General features: G+C 62.9%; 16 protein-coding genes. 9 read left to right on the top strand and 7 right to left on the bottom strand.

Going from position 1 to position 16,326, the window contains the following annotated elements; translation table 11 throughout:
* Window positions 1–12: 12 nt before the first annotated feature.
* The 6 genes from nuoI to nuoN are packed head-to-tail and all read left to right on the top strand — an operon-like array spanning window position 13 to window position 6,295.
* Window positions 13–561: an NADH-quinone oxidoreductase subunit NuoI gene (nuoI, locus tag QRN22_RS04680; protein WP_042552632.1), complete on the top strand. Its 549-nt coding sequence runs from the start codon at window positions 13–15 to the stop codon at window positions 559–561.
* Window positions 561–1,070: an NADH-quinone oxidoreductase subunit J gene (gene nuoJ, locus QRN22_RS04685; protein ID WP_042552631.1), complete on the top strand. Its 510-nt coding sequence runs from the start codon at window positions 561–563 to the stop codon at window positions 1,068–1,070. The genes nuoI and nuoJ overlap by 1 nt, the downstream gene beginning before the upstream one ends.
* Window positions 1,067–1,375, top strand: a complete 309-nt coding sequence (nuoK, locus tag QRN22_RS04690) for an NADH-quinone oxidoreductase subunit NuoK (protein ID WP_027905359.1) — start codon at window positions 1,067–1,069, stop codon at window positions 1,373–1,375. Before nuoJ ends, nuoK begins: the two co-directional genes overlap by 4 nt.
* Entirely contained in the window at window positions 1,372–3,219 is a 1,848-nt protein-coding gene (gene nuoL / locus QRN22_RS04695; protein ID WP_042552630.1) for an NADH-quinone oxidoreductase subunit L, read from the top strand. Before nuoK ends, nuoL begins: the two co-directional genes overlap by 4 nt.
* Before the next feature lie 41 nt (window positions 3,220–3,260).
* Window positions 3,261–4,790, top strand: a complete 1,530-nt coding sequence (nuoM, locus tag QRN22_RS04700; RefSeq protein ID WP_042552629.1) for an NADH-quinone oxidoreductase subunit M — start codon at window positions 3,261–3,263, stop codon at window positions 4,788–4,790.
* Window positions 4,791–4,810: 20 nt separating this feature from the next.
* Window positions 4,811–6,295, top strand: coding sequence for an NADH-quinone oxidoreductase subunit NuoN (nuoN, locus tag QRN22_RS04705; RefSeq protein ID WP_042552628.1), 1,485 nt, complete (start codon window positions 4,811–4,813; stop codon window positions 6,293–6,295).
* 245 nt (window positions 6,296–6,540) lie between these two features.
* On the opposite strand, the gene QRN22_RS04710 is transcribed toward nuoN, so the two are convergent.
* The 3 genes from QRN22_RS04710 to QRN22_RS04720 all read right to left on the bottom strand — a co-directional run bounded on the left by QRN22_RS04710 (window position 6,541) and on the right by QRN22_RS04720 (window position 10,822).
* Window positions 6,541–7,605 (bottom strand): AI-2E family transporter, encoded by a 1,065-nt coding sequence (locus QRN22_RS04710; protein ID WP_042552627.1) that lies wholly within the window; start codon window positions 7,603–7,605, stop codon window positions 6,541–6,543.
* A 93-nt stretch (window positions 7,606–7,698) separates the two neighbouring features.
* Window positions 7,699–9,381, bottom strand: a complete 1,683-nt coding sequence (ctpM, locus tag QRN22_RS04715; protein ID WP_042552626.1) for a methyl-accepting chemotaxis protein CtpM — start codon at window positions 9,379–9,381, stop codon at window positions 7,699–7,701.
* 118 nt (window positions 9,382–9,499) lie between these two features.
* Entirely contained in the window at window positions 9,500–10,822 is a 1,323-nt protein-coding gene (locus QRN22_RS04720; protein ID WP_042552625.1) for a Na+/H+ antiporter family protein, read from the bottom strand.
* A 240-nt stretch (window positions 10,823–11,062) separates the two neighbouring features.
* Here QRN22_RS04720 and QRN22_RS04725 point away from each other — a divergent pair, with 240 nt between their 5' ends.
* Window positions 11,063–11,659, top strand: coding sequence for an NADPH-dependent FMN reductase (locus QRN22_RS04725; protein WP_042552624.1), 597 nt, complete (start codon window positions 11,063–11,065; stop codon window positions 11,657–11,659).
* A 104-nt stretch (window positions 11,660–11,763) separates the two neighbouring features.
* Here QRN22_RS04725 and QRN22_RS04730 read toward each other — a convergent pair whose 3' ends face one another.
* The 4 genes from QRN22_RS04730 to QRN22_RS04745 are packed head-to-tail and all read right to left on the bottom strand — an operon-like array spanning window position 11,764 to window position 14,375.
* The gene (locus QRN22_RS04730; RefSeq protein WP_042552623.1) at window positions 11,764–13,086 is read right to left on the bottom strand and encodes a sensor histidine kinase; all 1,323 of its coding nucleotides are present in this window, start codon (window positions 13,084–13,086) and stop codon (window positions 11,764–11,766) included.
* Window positions 13,083–13,751, bottom strand: coding sequence for a response regulator transcription factor (locus QRN22_RS04735; RefSeq protein WP_042552622.1), 669 nt, complete (start codon window positions 13,749–13,751; stop codon window positions 13,083–13,085). The genes QRN22_RS04730 and QRN22_RS04735 overlap by 4 nt, the downstream gene beginning before the upstream one ends.
* Window position 13,752: 1 nt before the next feature.
* Window positions 13,753–14,031 carry a PepSY domain-containing protein gene (locus tag QRN22_RS04740; protein WP_373565145.1) on the bottom strand — a complete coding sequence of 93 codons (279 nt, stop codon included), beginning with the start codon at window positions 14,029–14,031 and terminating at the stop codon, window positions 13,753–13,755.
* Between the two features lie 35 nt (window positions 14,032–14,066).
* Window positions 14,067–14,375 (bottom strand): PepSY domain-containing protein, encoded by a 309-nt coding sequence (locus tag QRN22_RS04745; protein WP_042552620.1) that lies wholly within the window; start codon window positions 14,373–14,375, stop codon window positions 14,067–14,069.
* Window positions 14,376–14,504: 129 nt separating this feature from the next.
* On the opposite strand from QRN22_RS04745, the gene QRN22_RS04750 reads away from it, so the two are divergent.
* Complete coding sequence (locus QRN22_RS04750) at window positions 14,505–15,584, top strand: patatin-like phospholipase domain-containing protein (RefSeq protein WP_042552619.1); 1,080 nt, start codon at window positions 14,505–14,507, stop codon at window positions 15,582–15,584.
* A 344-nt stretch (window positions 15,585–15,928) separates the two neighbouring features.
* Window positions 15,929–16,198 carry a hypothetical protein gene (locus QRN22_RS04755; protein ID WP_042552618.1) on the top strand — a complete coding sequence of 90 codons (270 nt, stop codon included), beginning with the start codon at window positions 15,929–15,931 and terminating at the stop codon, window positions 16,196–16,198.
* The last annotated feature ends 128 nt before the right edge of the window (window positions 16,199–16,326 follow it).

Below are 16,326 nucleotides of genomic sequence, written 5' to 3' on the forward strand. Positions count from 1 at the left end.
GGAGAAAAAGCGATGTTCAAATACATATGGGACGTACTGGTCGGTACCGCGACCCAGTTGCGCAGCCTGGTGATGGTCTTCGGCCATGGCTTCCGCAAGCGCGACACCCTGCAATACCCGGAAGAGCAGGTTTACCTGCCGCCACGCTACCGGGGCCGCATCGTGCTGACCCGCGACCCCGACGGCGAAGAGCGCTGCGTGGCCTGCAACCTGTGCGCCGTGGCCTGCCCGGTGGGCTGCATCTCGCTGCAGAAGGCGGAAACCGAGGACGGTCGCTGGTACCCGGACTTCTTCCGCATCAACTTCTCGCGCTGCATCTTCTGCGGCCTGTGCGAGGAAGCCTGTCCGACCACCGCGATCCAGCTCACCCCGGATTTCGAGATGGGCGAGTACAAGCGTCAGGATCTGGTCTACGAGAAAGAGGATCTGCTGATCTCCGGCCCTGGCAAGAACCCGGACTACAACTTCTACCGCGTGGCCGGCATGGCCATTGCCGGCAAGCCCAAGGGCGCCGCGCAGGATGAAGCCGAGCCGATCAACGTCAAAGGGTTGTTGCCATAATGGAATTCGCCTTCTACTTCTCTGCCGGGGTCGCGGTTGCCTCGACCCTGGGCGTGATCACCAGCAAGAACCCGGTGCACGCCCTGCTCTACCTGATCATCTCGCTGCTGGCCGTTTCCATGGTGTTCTTCAGCCTGGGTGCGCCGTTCGCCGGCGCGCTGGAAATCATCGTCTACGCCGGCGCCATCATGGTGCTGTTCGTGTTCGTGGTGATGATGCTCAACCTGGGCCCGGCCTCGGTCGAGCAGGAACGTACCTGGCTCAGCCCAGGCATCTGGATTGGTCCGGCGCTGCTTTCCGCCGTGCTGCTGGGGCAATTGCTGTACGTGCTGTTCGCCGTACCGAGCGGTGCCACCATCGGCCATACCACGGTCGATGCCAAAGCCGTCGGCATTCACCTGTTCGGCCCTTATCTGCTGGCCGTGGAGCTGGCTTCCATGCTGCTGCTTGCCGCGCTGGTCGCCGCGTATCACCTGGGCCGCAATGACATCAAGGACGCTACGCCATGAACGGTATTCCAATGGAGCACGGCCTGGCGCTGGCCGGCGTGCTGTTCAGTCTCGGCCTGGTCGGCCTGATGGTGCGCCGCAACATCCTGTTCGTGCTGATGAGCCTGGAAGTGATGATGAACGCCGCAGCCCTGGCCTTCGTCGTGGCAGGTGCGCGCTGGGGCCAGGCTGACGGGCAGATAATGTTCATTCTGGTCATCGCCCTGGCGGCTGCCGAAGCGAGCATCGGCCTGGCGATCCTGCTGCAGCTGTATCGCCGCTTCCACACCCTCGATATCGACGCAGCCAGCGAGATGCGCGGATGAACTTCCTATTCCTGACGTTACTGTTCCCCCTGATTGGCTGGTTCATTCTGGCTTTCTCCCGTGGTCGCCTGAGCGAAGGCAGCGCGGCACTGATCGGCGTCGGCTCGGTCGGCCTGTCGGCACTGACCACCGCCTGGATCATGTGGCAGTTCAACAGCGCACCACCGGCAGGCGGGGTGTACACCCAGACCCTGTGGCAGTGGATGAGCGTCGATGGCCTGGCGCCGAGCTTCACCCTGTATCTGGACGGCCTGTCGCTGACCATGCTCGGCGTGGTCACCGGCGTGGGCTTCCTGATCCACATGTTCGCCAGCTGGTACATGCGTGGTGAAGAGGGTTATTCGCGCTTCCTCTCCTACACCAACCTGTTCATCTTCAGCATGTTGCTGCTGGTGCTGGGCGACAACCTGATGACCCTGTTCTTCGGGTGGGAAGGCGTAGGCCTGTGCTCGTACCTGCTGATCGGCTTCTATTACAAGCACGTGCCCAACGGCAATGCGGCGCTGAAGGCCTTCATCGTCACCCGCATCGGTGACGTGTTCCTGATGATTGGCCTGTTCCTGCTGTTCCTCAACCTCGGCACCCTGAACATTCAGGAGCTGATGGTGCTGGCCCCGCAGAAGTACGCGGCTGGCGATACCTGGCTGTGGCTGGCGACCCTGATGCTGCTCGGCGGCGCGGTCGGCAAATCCGCGCAGTTGCCGCTGCAGACCTGGCTGGCTGACGCCATGGCCGGTCCGACTCCGGTTTCGGCACTGATCCACGCCGCCACCATGGTCACCGCGGGCGTCTACCTGATCGCCCGCACCAACGGCCTGTTCCTGCTGACCCCGGAAATTCTCCATCTGGTCGGCATCGTCGGTGGCGTGACCCTGGTGCTGGCGGGTTTCGCCGCCCTGGTTCAGACCGACATCAAGCGCATCCTCGCCTACTCGACCATGAGCCAGATCGGCTACATGTTCCTGGCCCTGGGCGTTGGTGCCTGGGACGCGGCGATCTTCCACCTGATGACCCACGCGTTCTTCAAGGCGCTGCTGTTCCTGGCCTCCGGTTCGGTGATCCATGCCTGCCACCACGAGCAGAACATCTTCAAGATGGGCGGTCTGTGGAAGAAACTGCCACTGGCCTACGCCAGCTTCATCGTCGGTGGCTCGGCCCTGGCAGCGCTGCCGCTGATCACCGTGGGCTTCTATTCCAAGGACGAGATCCTCTGGGAAGCCTTCGCCAGCGGTAACTCCGGCCTGCTCTACGCCGGCCTGCTGGGCGCCTTCATGACTTCGATCTACACCTTCCGGCTGATCTTCATCGCCTTCCATGGCGAGCAGAAGACCGAGGCCCACGCCGGTCATGGCATCGCCCACAACCTGCCGCTGCTGGTGCTGATCGTGCTGTCGACCTTCATCGGCGCCTGGATCACCCCGCCACTGGCTGGCGTGTTGCCGCAGAGCGCCGGCCATGCCGGTGGCGAAGCCAAGCACAGCCTGGAAATCGTCTCGGGCTGCATCGCCCTGGCCGGCATCCTGCTGGCGGCCATGCTGTTCCTCGGCAAGCGCAGTTTCGTGAATACCGTCGCCAGCAGCGCGCCGGGTCGCTTCCTGTCGGCCTGGTGGTTCGCCGCCTGGGGCTTCGACTGGCTTTACGACAAGATTTTCGTGCAGCCCTACCTGTTCCTCTGCCGCGTGCTCGCCCGCGACCCCATCGACGGTGCCATTGGCATCGTGCCGCGCCTGGCGCGCGGCGGTCATGGCGTGTTGAGCCGCAGCGAGACCGGGCATCTGCGCTGGTACGCCATCTCCATCGCCGGGGGCGCCGTGCTGGTGCTCGCCGCTGTGTTGCTGGCCTGACCGATGATCCCGAATACTTTTTCTAAGGAAACTCGCCCGTCATGATTCTGCCTTGGCTAATCCTGATTCCCTTCATCGGCGGCCTGTTGTGCTGGCAGGCGGAGCGCTTCGGCGGAACCCTGCCGCGCTGGATAGCGCTGCTGACCATGTCCCTGCTGTTCGGCCTCGGCCTGTGGCTGTGGGGCACCGGCGACTTCAGCCTGGCGCCTGCGCCGGGTGCCGAGCCACGCTGGGCCCACGAGTTCCAGGTGCGCTGGATCGAGCGCTTCGGCATCAGCATTCACCTGGCGATGGATGGCCTGTCGGTACTGATGGTCACCCTCACCGGCCTGCTCGGTGTGCTCTCGGTGCTCTGCTCGTGGAACGAGATCCAGAACCGCGTCGGCTTCTTCCACCTCAACCTGATGTGGATTCTCGGCGGCGTGGTAGGTGTGTTCCTGGCCATCGACCTGTTCCTGTTCTTCTTCTTCTGGGAAATGATGCTGGTGCCGATGTATTTCCTCATCGCGCTCTGGGGTCATAGCGGCAGCCCTGGCAAGAGCCGCATCAACGCGGCCACCAAGTTCTTCATCTTCACGCAGGCCAGCGGCCTGGTGATGCTGGTTGCGATCCTCGGCCTGGTGTTCGTGCACTTCAACCAGACCGGCGTGTTCACCTTCAACTACGCGGACCTGCTCAAGACCGAACTGTCGGAAGGCACCGAATACCTGCTGATGCTCGGCTTCTTCATCGCCTTCGCGGTGAAGTTCCCGGTGGTGCCCTTCCACTCCTGGCTGCCGGACGCTCACGCTCAGGCACCGACCGCCGGTTCCGTGGACCTCGCCGGTATCCTGCTGAAGACTGCGGCCTACGGCCTGCTGCGTTTCGCGTTGCCGCTGTTCCCCAATGCTTCCGCCGAGTTCGCGCCCATCGCCATGTACCTGGGCGTGTTCGCGATCATCTACGGCGCATTGCTGTCCTTCGCGCAGACCGATATCAAGCGCCTGGTGGCCTACTCCAGCGTGTCGCACATGGGCTTCGTGCTGATCGCCATCTACTCCGGCAGCCAGATCGCCCTGCAGGGCGCGGTGGTGCAGATGATGGCTCACGGCCTGTCGGCTGCTGCACTGTTCATCCTCTGCGGTCAGCTGTACGAGCGCCTGCATACCCGCGACATGCGCGAGATGGGTGGCATCTGGGCACGCATGTCCTGGCTGCCGGCGTTGAGCCTGTTCTTCGCCGCTGCCGCACTGGGGCTGCCGGGCACCGGCAACTTCGTTGGCGAGTTCCTGATTCTGATCGGCAGCTTCCCGACCGCACCCTGGGTCACCGTGATCGCGGCGACCGGTCTGGTGCTGGGCTCGGTGTACTCGCTGATCATGATCCACCGTGCGCATTTCGGCCCGGTGAAGAACGACAGCCCACTGCCAGGCCTGCAATTCCGTGAACTGAGCATGGTGCTGTGCCTGGCCGTGCTGCTGATTCTGCTCGGCGTTTACCCGCAGCCGGTGCTCGACACCTCCGCCGCCAGCATGCAAGGCGTGCAGCAGTGGTTCAGCGGCGCCCTCAATCAACTCGCTTCGGGCCAGTAGACGTTATGGAACATCACGCTGTGGAATTCACCACCCAACACCTGATCGCCCTGCTCCCGCTGCTGGTCACCTGCGCCACCGTGGTCGTGGTGATGCTGGCCATCGCCTGGAAACGCAGCCACGCGCTGACCTTCGTGCTCTCGGTGATCGGCCTCAACGCGGCGCTGCTGTCGCTGCTGCCGACCATCGGCGTCACCCCGCTGCAGGTCACCCCGCTGATGCAGATCGACACTTTCGCCTGTTACTACATGGCGCTGGTACTGATCGCGACGCTGGCCTGCGTGACCCTGACCCACGCCTACCTGGGCGAGGCGACGGTCGACGACGGCAAGACCAAGGGCTACCCGCGCAACCGCGAGGAGATGTATCTCCTGCTGCTGCTCTCCGCCGCCGGCGGCCTGGTGCTGGTCAGCACCGAGCACCTGGCAGGCCTGTTCATCGGCCTGGAGCTGCTCTCGGTACCGACCTACGGGATGATCGCCTACGCCTACTTCAACAAGCGTTCCCTGGAAGCCGGTATCAAGTACATGGTGCTGTCGGCAGCCGGCAGTGCCTTCCTGCTGTTCGGCATGGCGCTGCTGTATGCCGACGCCGGCAGCCTGAGCTTCGCCGAGATCGGTGCCAGTCTGGCCGGTGCCAGCGGCAGTCAACTGGTGCAGATCGGCATCGGCATGATGCTCATCGGCCTGGCGTTCAAGCTGTCCATGGTGCCGTTCCACCTGTGGACGCCAGACGTCTACGAAGGTGCTCCGGCTCCTGTCGCCGCGTTCCTGGCCACGGCCAGCAAGGTGGCGGTGTTCGCCGTGCTGCTGCGTCTTTATCAGCTCTCTCCGGCCACCGCCGGCGGCTGGCTGAACGACCTGCTGACGGTCATCGCCATCGCCTCGATCCTGTTCGGCAACCTGCTGGCTCTGGTACAGAACAACCTCAAGCGTCTGCTCGGTTATTCGTCCATCGCCCACTTCGGTTATCTGCTGGTGGCACTGATCGCCAGCAAAGGCCTGGCCGTGGAAGCCATCGGTGTATACATGGCCACCTACGTGCTCACCAGCCTCGGCGCGTTCGGTGTGATCACGCTCATGTCCACGCCTTACAATGGCCGTGACGCTGACGCGCTGTACGAGTACCGCGGCCTGTTCTGGCGCCGTCCGTACCTGACCGCGGTACTCACGGTGATGATGCTGTCGCTGGCCGGTATCCCGCTCACCGCGGGCTTCATCGGCAAATTCTACGTGATTGCCGCAGGCGTTCAGGCGCAACTGTGGTGGCTGATCGGCGCGCTGATTCTGGGCAGTGCCATCGCGGTGTTCTACTACCTGCGGGTGATGGTCACGCTGTTCCTGGTCGAGCCCAATCTGCATCGCCACGATGCCCAGTTCAACTGGGGCCAGCGTGCCGGTGGGATCATGCTGATTCTGGTGACCATTCTGGCCTTCATCCTCGGCGTCTACCCACAGCCGCTGCTGGATCTGGTGCAACAGGCAGGCCTCAGCGCCGCGCTCTGATCGCACTGCAACGAAAAATGGCTGCCACTGGGCAGCCATTTTTCATTCAGCATCCGAAAGCTGGCCGGGCACACCACGTAGCCTGCCGCTGAGCGAAGCGATGCGCAGGAAGACGAGTACCCTCACTCACGCGGCTACCGCCGCCGGGTTTCGCTTGGCTTCACCCAGGCTACCGATGAACGATGGTTCTGCCTGATAACGAAGAACGGCTGCCCTTGGGCAGCCGTTCTGGTTTGTGCGCACTCTTATTCGGGCAATCTGACGGTCTTCTTACCGGCGCTGAACAGGTTCCAGCTGGCGACGAACAATGCCGCTATCAGCGGGCCGAGAACGAAGCCGTTGAGACCGAACAGCGCCATGCCGCCCAGGGTCGAGATCAGGATCAGGTAATCGGGCAAGCGAGTGTCCTTGCCGACCAGGATCGGACGCAGGATGTTGTCCACCAGGCCGATTACCAGCACGCCGAACAGGGTCAGTACCACGGCCTGCCAGATGCTGCCGCTGAGGAACAGGTAAATGGCAACCGGAGCCCAGACGATGCCGGCGCCTGCGGCGGGCAGCAGCGACAGGAAGGCCATCAGCACGCCCCATAGCAGTGGGCTGGGAATGCCCAGCACCCAGAAGATCAGACCACCCAGGGCGCCCTGTACCGCAGCGACCACGATGTTGCCTTTGACCGTAGCGCGAACCACTCGGGTGAATTTGATCTGCAAGCGACGTTTGGTGTTGTCGCCCAGCGGGACTGCCATGCGGATATCCCGCACCAGTTCCTGGCCATCGCGCAGCAGGAAAAACAGCAGATAGAGCATGATGAAAAAGCTGATCACGAACTGAATGGTGCCCTGACCAATGGAGAACACCTTGGTCGCCAGGTACTGGCTGCCCGCCGCGGCGCCGCTGGAAATCTGCTCACGCAGGCCGTCCAGATTACCCATACCGATACGATCGATCTGCTGCTGCATGAACGCGGGGAGCATCTCCTTGGTACTGGTGACGTAGGCGCCGACATCCAGATCGCCCGATTCGATGCGCTGATAGATGCTGGTGCCCTCGGCAACCATCGCCGAGGTGATGAAGATCACCGGTAGAATCGCCACCAACAGGCAAATGACCAGCGTCAGCAAGGCCGACAGGTTGCCGCGCCCGCCAATGCGCCGGGCCATGCGCCGCTGCAGGGGGGCGAACACCACCGCCAGCGCCACCGCCCAGAACACCGCCCCGTAGAACGGCAGCAGGATCCAGATGAAAGCGATCGTCACCAGGACGAGCAGCAGGATGAAGGTTTTCTTTTCGAGGGAGGTAGTCGGCATGGTCGGATCACAGGAGGGGTATGCCCGTTAGTGTGCTGTGGTCCGAACAAAGTGCGAGAAACTTCTCGAGAAGGGCATCCCTGCCCACGCTACTCAGATTCTGAACTGGCGTACCAGTTGCTCCAGGCCCTGCCCCAGCTGTGCCAGGCTGCGTGCGGTCTGTGCGCCCTGGCGGGTTTCGTCGGCGACGCTGTCCACTGCGCCGGCAATCTGATGCACGCTGCGGTTGATCTCCTCGGCGACCGCGGTCTGCTCTTCGGCGGCGCTGGCGATCTGCGCGTTCATGGCGTTGATGGTGCCGATCAGCCCGGCGATGGCGTCCAGCGAGGTGCCGGCCTTGTTGGCCTGTTCGCTGGTGATATCGCCGGCATCGCTGGACTGGCGCATGGCGTTGACCGCATCGCGGGTGCCGCTCTGCAGGCGGTCGATCATGCCCTGAATCTCCTGGGTGCTTTGCTGGGTACGGCTGGCCAGCGCCCGAACCTCATCGGCGACCACGGCGAAACCTCGGCCAGCCTCACCCGCACGCGCCGCCTCGATGGCCGCATTGAGGGCCAGCAGGTTGGTCTGTTCGGCGATCGAGCGGATCACGTCGAGCACGCTGACGATGGAGTGCACGTCCTTCTGCAGGTTGTCGAGTGAAGTGCCGCTGCCGCGAATGTCGCCAACCAGAGAGTGGATGCGGGCGATGCTGCCGTCGACCACCTGCTTGGCCGCCTGCCCTTCACGATCGGTCTGCTGGGCAGCCTCAGCCGCACCCTGGGCGCTTTTCGCCACCTCGTGGGCAGCAGCGGACATCTCGTTGATCGCCGTGGCAACCTGATCCGTCTCATGGCGCTGACGCTCCATGGCCTGTTCGGAACGTTGCGCCTGGGCGGCAACCTGGCCGACCAGTTCGGTCAGTTGCCCGGTCATGTCGACGATCTGCCGTACCAGGCCATGCACCTTGTCGACGAAACGGTTGAACGAGCCGGCCAGCTCGCCCAGCTCGTCGCGGCTGGTTACCGGCAGGCGACGGGTCAGGTCGCCATCGCCAGCCGCGATGTCGTCCAGATTGGCCTTGATCTGCTGCAGGGGGCGCAGGAAGGTGTTGGCGAGAATCGCCCCGATCACGCCGAATACCACCAGCAACACCACGGCGATTACCAGGATGCTGGTGATGATGGTGCTCACGCGCTGATCGATGCCCTCGCGAACGGTCGTGATCTGCGCCTCCACACCGTCCAGATTGATCGCCGTGCCCAGGGCCATGTCCCACTTCGGCAGGTAATAGCTGTAGGCGAGCTTGGGCACCTGAATCGATTCGTTACCCGGCAGCGGCGAGGAATAGTTGACGTAGTTGCTGTTGTCCTTGGCGACGCGCACCAGCTCGCGGTTGACGTAGACGCCGTTGACGTCACGCCGATCGTTGAGGCTCTTGCCGACATCCACGGGGCTGTCGCTTCTGAACAGCCGGACCACGTTGGAGTCATGCCCGAAGAAGTAACCATCCTGGCCGTACTTGATCTTCGACAGGATGGCGATGGCCTGCGCTCGGCTGGCCAGATCCCCCTGGGGAGCGGCATCGTAGAGCGTCTGTACGGCGCCCATGGCGATCGAGCTGTAGTTCTTCAGTTCGTTGCGCTTCTCGTCCAGCAGGCGAGCACGGGTCTCGGTGACCTCCTGCTCCGCCAGACCGTACAGCACCTTGGCGGCAGCGCCGCTGAGCACCAGGGCGAACAGCAGAACCGGAACCAGTGCCAACAGCACGACTTTGGACTTCAAGGTCAGGCGCATTTTTATTTTCCTTGTGGCCAGGCGAAGCCAAGGGGAGAAGGCTTCTACTCAGGTCATCGGCAGGCCCCAGCGAAACCTTAAGCTCGCCAGTGGCCGTCTGGAAATTGCGCCTGCGGCGTTACAGCACCATCGCCGCAACCCAGCCGAACACCAGCAGCGGCAGGTTGTAGTGCAGGAAAGTGGGCACCACGGTGTCCCAGATATGGTTGTGCTGGCCGTCGACGTTGAGGCCGGCCGTCGGGCCGAGGGTCGAGTCCGACGCAGGCGAACCGGCATCGCCGATGGCGCCGGCAGTGCCGACGATGCACACCGTGGCCAGCGGGCTGAAGCCCAACTGCACGCACAGCGGCACGAAGATCGCGGCAATGATCGGCACCGTGGAGAACGACGAGCCGATGCCCATGGTCACCAGCAGGCCGACCAACAGCATCATCAGCACACCCAGGCCCTTGCTGTCGCCGATCCATTCGGCGCTGGCGTCTACCAGCCCTTTCACCTCTCCCGTCTCGCGCATCACTTCGGCGAAACCCGAGGCGGCGATCATGATGAAGCCGATCATCGCCATCATCTTCATGCCTTCGGTGAACAGGTCGTCGGTTTCCTTCCAGCGCACGATGCCCGAGGCGGAGAACACCACGAAACCGAGCAGCGCGCCGATGATCATCGAGTCGAGCCACAGCTGTGCGCCGAACGCGATGGCCACCGCAATACCTGCCACTGCCAGGCTACGGCGGTTGTAGGCGACATCCACACGTTCGGTTCGCTCGACCAGGGCCAGGTCGTAACTGCGCTTGCGCCGATAACTGTACAGCGCCAGCAACAGGCCGGTGACCATGCCCATGGCCGGGATCAGCATGGCGTGGCTGACGTTCACACCGGTCACGTCCACGCCACTGCGCACCACGTTGGCGAGCAGAATTTCGTTGAGGAAGATGTTGCCGAAGCCCACCGGCAGGAACATGTAGGGAGTGATCAGGCCGAAGGTCAGCACGCAGGCGATCAGCCGGCGATCGAGCTGCAGGCGAGTGATGACGTACAGCAGCGGTGGTACTAGCAGCGGAATGAAGGCGATGTGAATAGGCAGGATATTCTGCGAGGAGATCGCTACCACCAGCAGTAGTCCCACCAGCATCCACTTCAGCGAACCGCCGCCACCACCGCGTGCGTCCTGACGGCCGACCAGCACCAGCGCCTTGTCGGCCAGGGCATGGGCCAGCCCGGATTTGGCGATGGCCACGGCGAAGGCCCCGAGCAAGGCGTAGGAAAGCGCTACGGTAGCGCCGCCACCCAGTCCCTTGTTGAACGCGGCGAGGGAACCCTCTATGCCCAGACCGCCGATCATCCCGCCCGCCAGCGCACCAACGATCAGCGCCACCACCACGTGGACCCGGCAAAGGCTGAGGATCAGCATGATGCCGACGGCGGCGATAACTGCGTTCATTGATGGCTCCTGGAATCGCCGCGCAAGCCACGGCCCATTGGGTGACCGCCAAGGAGCGGCAGGCCACAAAAAGCGTCGCACTCTGCCGGAAGCTGACCTGGGTGTCAAAAAACCGAGCGTGCGCTTGCAGCTGGATCGATGCGGCCGATTCGAGAACGGTTCTAAGCAAATAGCACAAACGTCCTTTGCGATTTCAGTCGCGAAGGTTAGCCTCACGCCTTTTACCCATGGAGGATGCACATGCTCGATATCGTTCTGGTTGCCGGCTCAAGCCGCCCTGACAGCCAATCCGCGAAGGTTGCCCATTTTCTGCGTCAGCGTCTGATTGCACTGGGCAAGACCCGCGCCGAGCTGAGCCAGGTCATCGATCTGGGCACCGGCCCCCTGCCCTTGTGGCCAGCCGAAGACAACGGCACCTGGCCGGATTACAGCCAGCGCCTGAAAAGCGCCGATGCGGTGGTGGTGATCGCCCCCGAGTGGAACGGCATGGCCGGGCCGGCGATCAAGAACTTCTTCATCTACGCCAGCAAGGCCGAGCTGGCCCACAAGCCGGGTCTGCTGGTGGGGGTCTCTTCGGGCATTGGCGGCGGCAGCCCGATCGCCGAGCTGCGCAGCTCGAGCTACAAGAACTGCCGCGTCAACTACCTGCCGGAACACCTGATCATCCGTCAGGTGACCAAGGTGCTCAACGACGAACAGCCAGCCAGCGAAGACGACGGCCGCATTCGTGCACGTATCGACTACGCTCTGGACATCCTCGCCCAGTACGGTGAAGCGCTTAAGCCGGTACGGGCCAATATCGACCTGAGCGATCCGGCGTTCACCAACGGCATGTAAGCAACAGCGAGGTATTCGTCGATCGATGCCTCGCACTGCAACCAGGCCAGGAGCCGGGTTGGAACCGAGGAAAACCCTGGTCACAACGCTCAGTGCAATAGCGATCAGCGGCCGCGCAGCGGCAACTCGATTCTCACCCGCAGCCCACCCAGATCACTGTCGTGCAACGATATCGTGCCGCCCCAGGCGTCGACGATATCACGCACGATGCCCAGCCCCAGGCCGTGCCCGGCTGTCTGCTCATCCAGACGAATGCCGCGGCTGAGCACCTCCTCGCGCCGCTCGCTGTCGATCCCCGGGCCATCGTCGTCGACATCCATCACGTAGGCGTCGGCCGTGCGCCCGATATGCAGGCGCACCTGGCTGTCTGCCCACTTGCAGGCGTTGTCCAGCAGGTTGCCGAGCAGTTCCAGCAGATCTTCGCGGTCCCGTGGCAGACGCAGGTCCGGCGGCGAGGCCTGCCAGCTCAGGTCCAGGCCGCTATCGTGGATCATGCCCAGGGTGGCGAACAGCCCAGGCAACTCTTCTCTGCAATCGAAATGCGCGCCGGGCAAGGCCTCTCCGGCCAGCCGGGCACGGCCCAGCTCGCGGGCGATACGCTGCTCGATCTGCTGCAGGTGTTCGATCAGGTTGTCGCGCAGCTCCGGATGGGCGCGCAGTTCTTCCCGCGAAGCCAGGTTGACCAGCACCGCCAGCGGCGTTTTCAGGGCATGCCCGAGGTTGCCCAGGGCATTGCGTGAACGCTTCAGGGTTTCTTCGGTGTGGGCCAGCAGATGGTTGATCTGCTCGACCAGGGGCTCGAGTTCCTCGGGTACCTGCTCATCCAGTTCCGAACGCTGGCCTTGCTGGAGTTGGGCGATTTGCACCCGGGTCTGCTCCAGCGGGCGCAGTGCGCGGCTGACGGCAAGCCGTTGCAGCAACAGGATCAGGGCCAGGCTGCCCAGGCCCAGGCCCAGGCCGATGCGCTGCACGCGCCGGAAGCTTTCCAGAACCGGTGTGTAATCGCGAGCCACTGAAATGTTCAGTTGCTGGCCAAAACGCCGGTAATCGCCGCGAAATGTCACCAGCAATTGCCCCTGGGGGCCATCCTGCAGCTCGGGCTGCAGGCCATCCACATCGCTGGGCTGCAATTCGCTGTCCCACAGCGAACGCGAACGCCAGCTCTTGTCGGCGAAGTCGATGCGAAAATAAAGGCCGGAGTATGGGCGCTGGAACGCCGCACTGAGCCGCGACTCATCCAGCTGGATGCCGGAGGGCCCTCGCACCAGTGCAACGAGAAGCGATTGCGCCTCCTCCTCCAGGCCGGACTGCATGTAGCGCCGCAGGCTGTTGTCGAACAGCCACAGGCAGGTCTGCGCCAGCAGCAGGCCGATGATCAGCAGGACGCTGATCAGGCCGAGACTCAGGCGCCGCTGTATCGACCTCAAGCGGCGCTACCGCTGAACCGGTAGCCCTGGCCGCGTCGGGTTTCGATCACTTCGCGGCCGAGCTTGCGGCGCAGGTGATTGACGTGAACCTCGATGACGTTGGAGTCACGCTCGGTTTCACCATCGTAGAGATGCTCGGCCAGGTGACTCTTGGAGAGAATCTGCCCGGCGTGCAGCATGAAGTAGCGCAGCAGGCGAAACTCTGCAGCGGTCAACTCGATCTCCTGCTCGCCACGGCTGACGCACTGCCGGCCTTCATCCAGGTGCAAGCCGGCAGCCTGCAACTGTGGCTGGTTGGCCAGCCCGCGGGCACGGCGCAGCAGCGCCTGAATGCGCAACTGCAGCTCTTCGGGGTGAAACGGCTTGGTCAGATAATCGTCGGCACCGACCTTCAGCCCTTCGATACGCTCGGCCCAGGAGCCACGAGCGGTGAGCACCAGCACCGGGGTGGCAAGGCCACCCTTGCGCCATTCCTGCAGCACCTCTAGCCCCGGCTTGCCAGGCAGGCCGAGGTCGAGAATGATCAGGTCATAGGGCTCACTGGCCCCCTGATAGACGGCATCGCGGCCATCGGCCAGCCAGTCGACCGCGTAGCCCTGGCGGGTCAGCGAAGCGATCAGCTCATCGGCGAGCGGTACATGGTCTTCCACCAGCAACAGGCGCATGTCAGTCGTCTACCTCATCCTTCAGTATCCGCCCGTCGTGGGCGTCCAGTTCCAACTCGCGAACCACGCCCTCCCGGGTCAGCAGTTCCACTTCGTAAACGAAGACATCGTCCTCTTCCTCCAGCTCGGCCTCGAGCAGGGTCGCGCCGGGATAACGCTCCAGCGCTTCACGCATCAACTGGTCGAGCGGCAGGATCACGCCGCTCAAGCGCAGATCCCGCGCCTCGTCCTGATCGAGGTCACGCGCACTGGCGGCGCAAGTCAGCGTCACCAGCAGCATGATGGAAATGAAGCGTAAAAGCGGATTGCCTTTCATCAATCATCCTGATGGTTCTTGAGGATGGTGCCATTGGTCGCGTCGAGTTCGACATCCCATTTGCGGTTCTGGGCGTCACGCACTTCTACCTGATAGAGGTAGCGACCATATTCTTCCTCGAGTTCGGTGCCCTCCAGTTTACCGCCCGGATGCTCGGCAAGGGCAGCCTCATTGAGTTTTTCGAAGGACTGGATGGTACCGGCGTCACGCAGCTTGAGTGCCTCGTCCGGACCCAGGTCACGGGCCTGGGCGATCCCGGCGGTGGCGATGAGAGCGGCAGCGGCGAACAATGCGGTCAATTTCTTCACGGTTAACTCCTTGGTGAACTGTTTCGACGGTGTTCAGATTAAGGGAAGCGACTTAACTCAAACTGAATTGCTGCACAGACCGGCCGGCACCGCACGCCTTATACTGGCGCCTTGCCGCCGGAGCCCCCCATGAGCGCCATTCAGATCAAGTACCCTGCCCTTACCCTCAAAGCGGGCCGCCGTGCCTTGGCGCGCATTCGCGAGCGTCATCTGCAGCCAGCGGATGTCGGCACCCTGCCCGGTGCCGCAGGTGGCCCCAAGGCGCTGGGCATCCAGGGGCTGGATATCGCGCTGTTCGGCGACTGGCTGGCGCGTGCCCCGCGGGAGCGCTCGCTGATCGGCGCCTCGATCGGCTCCTGGCGCTTCGCCAGTGCGTGTCTGCCAGAGCCAGCGGTGGCCTTGCGACGCCTGGGCGAGCTGTACACCGGCATGCGCTTCGCGAAGGGCGTGAGCATGCTCGAAGTGTCCCGGCGCTGTGCGCAGATGCTCGATGAACTGCTGCAGCAGCAAGATGCTGCAGTGCTCGACAATGCCCACTACCGGCTCAATATCGTGGTGGTGAAAAGCCACGGTCGGCTTGCCGAAGATGGCCGACGCGCGCTAGGGCTGGGCCTGTCGTCGGTGATGGGTAGCAACATCCTCGGGCGCCCGCGTCTGGCCCGCCACTTCGAACGGGTGATTCTCCACGACGCGCGCCTGGCACCACCGCTGCACCCGCTCACCGATTTTCCTTCACGCTGCCTGCCGCTCGATGTCGGCAATCTGCGCCATGCCCTGCTGGCATCCGGCTCGATCCCCTTCGTGATGCAGGGCGTACGCGACATTCCTGGTGTTGGGCCAGGCACCTATCGCGATGGCGGCCTGCTCGACTATCACCTGGACCTGCCATACAGCGGTGACGACATCGTGCTGTACCCGCACTTCACCGATCGCGTCATTCCCGGCTGGTTCGACAAGGGCATGCCCTGGCGTCGCGGTGACGCCACACGCCTGCAGGATGTCCTGCTCCTGGCGCCATCGCGGGAATACCTGGCGCGCCTGCCCTTCGGCAAGCTGCCGGACCGCAAGGATTTCAGCCGTTTTCTCGGCGATGACGCCGGGCGTGAGCGCTACTGGCGCCTGGCAATGGACGAAAGTCAGCGCATGGGCGATGAATTTCTCGAACTGCTCGAGACCGGCAGCCTGGCAGACCGACTGCAGCCGCTCTAGGCGGTAGCGGCATGGACGCCGGAAAACCGGCAGAAAATCTTCCGCTGCGCTTAAGCGCTTGCCGTTGTTGATAAAAAATACGGAACCAAACGGAACCGAATACCCGGGTTATTTTCCTATTAACTGTTGGTGTCGTTTCAATGGTCGGTACGTAACTACGTACAGGAACCCTTGAAAACTTTGATGCTCGTCAACTTCACAATTTAATTTTCGGTTTTTTGAAAAATTAATTGATTCGGATGTGACTTGCAGGGCTCATCGAAACATCAACAGCTATGAACGTCAGCGTTAACACACGATGCTGACACTATGAATCATTGGGAAAACCTCGGAGAACCGACCCCATGAACGCTTCGCTGCGTTTCAATGATGCACTGCTGATTGCCGATCGTGCCTTTCAACCTTTTCACTGTGTCGCCTGGGCTCCCCAGGACGGTACCGGCGTGCTGAGCCTTACGGTCGTAGACCGCACCAGCACTCGCCTGATCGATCGTACGCAACTCACCAGCAGCATTTACAGCGATCCGCTAGAACTGGCCAAGGCACTGAAAAAGTCCCGTGACGAGCTGAGCAGCAAAGGCTTCGACCTCGCCCCGTGGAGCATGCCGGAATAGAGCGCCAGTCGCTGACTTTCGTTATTGCCATGAAAGTTGCCGCACCTCGGGTGCGGCAACTTGTCTCTGGATTGAAACATCCCCCTTCCGCGTTATCCGCCCCACTCACCGTATCGGTAAAAGACTGA

Source organism: Pseudomonas sp. MEJ086, from assembly GCF_030209025.1.
GTDB lineage: Bacteria > Pseudomonadota > Gammaproteobacteria > Pseudomonadales > Pseudomonadaceae > Aquipseudomonas > Aquipseudomonas fulva_A.

What these genes read in the sequence shown, in the direction of transcription:
- nuoI (WP_042552632.1), top strand. Translation starts at nt 13, where the DNA reads ATGTTCAAATACATATGGGACGTACTGGTCGGTACCGCGACCCAGTTG.
- nuoJ (WP_042552631.1), top strand. Translation starts at nt 561, where the DNA reads ATGGAATTCGCCTTCTACTTCTCTGCCGGGGTCGCGGTTGCCTCGACC.
- nuoK (WP_027905359.1), top strand. Translation starts at nt 1,067, where the DNA reads ATGAACGGTATTCCAATGGAGCACGGCCTGGCGCTGGCCGGCGTGCTG.
- nuoL (WP_042552630.1), top strand. Translation starts at nt 1,372, where the DNA reads ATGAACTTCCTATTCCTGACGTTACTGTTCCCCCTGATTGGCTGGTTC.
- nuoM (WP_042552629.1), top strand. Translation starts at nt 3,261, where the DNA reads ATGATTCTGCCTTGGCTAATCCTGATTCCCTTCATCGGCGGCCTGTTG.
- QRN22_RS04710 (WP_042552627.1), bottom strand. Translation starts at nt 7,605, where the DNA reads ATGCCGACTACCTCCCTCGAAAAGAAAACCTTCATCCTGCTGCTCGTC.
- ctpM (WP_042552626.1), bottom strand. Translation starts at nt 9,381, where the DNA reads ATGCGCCTGACCTTGAAGTCCAAAGTCGTGCTGTTGGCACTGGTTCCG.
- QRN22_RS04720 (WP_042552625.1), bottom strand. Translation starts at nt 10,822, where the DNA reads ATGAACGCAGTTATCGCCGCCGTCGGCATCATGCTGATCCTCAGCCTT.
- QRN22_RS04725 (WP_042552624.1), top strand. Translation starts at nt 11,063, where the DNA reads ATGCTCGATATCGTTCTGGTTGCCGGCTCAAGCCGCCCTGACAGCCAA.
- QRN22_RS04735 (WP_042552622.1), bottom strand. Translation starts at nt 13,751, where the DNA reads ATGCGCCTGTTGCTGGTGGAAGACCATGTACCGCTCGCCGATGAGCTG.
- QRN22_RS04740 (WP_373565145.1), bottom strand. Translation starts at nt 14,031, where the DNA reads ATGCTGCTGGTGACGCTGACTTGCGCCGCCAGTGCGCGTGACCTCGAT.
- QRN22_RS04750 (WP_042552619.1), top strand. Translation starts at nt 14,505, where the DNA reads ATGAGCGCCATTCAGATCAAGTACCCTGCCCTTACCCTCAAAGCGGGC.
- QRN22_RS04755 (WP_042552618.1), top strand. Translation starts at nt 15,929, where the DNA reads ATGAACGCTTCGCTGCGTTTCAATGATGCACTGCTGATTGCCGATCGT.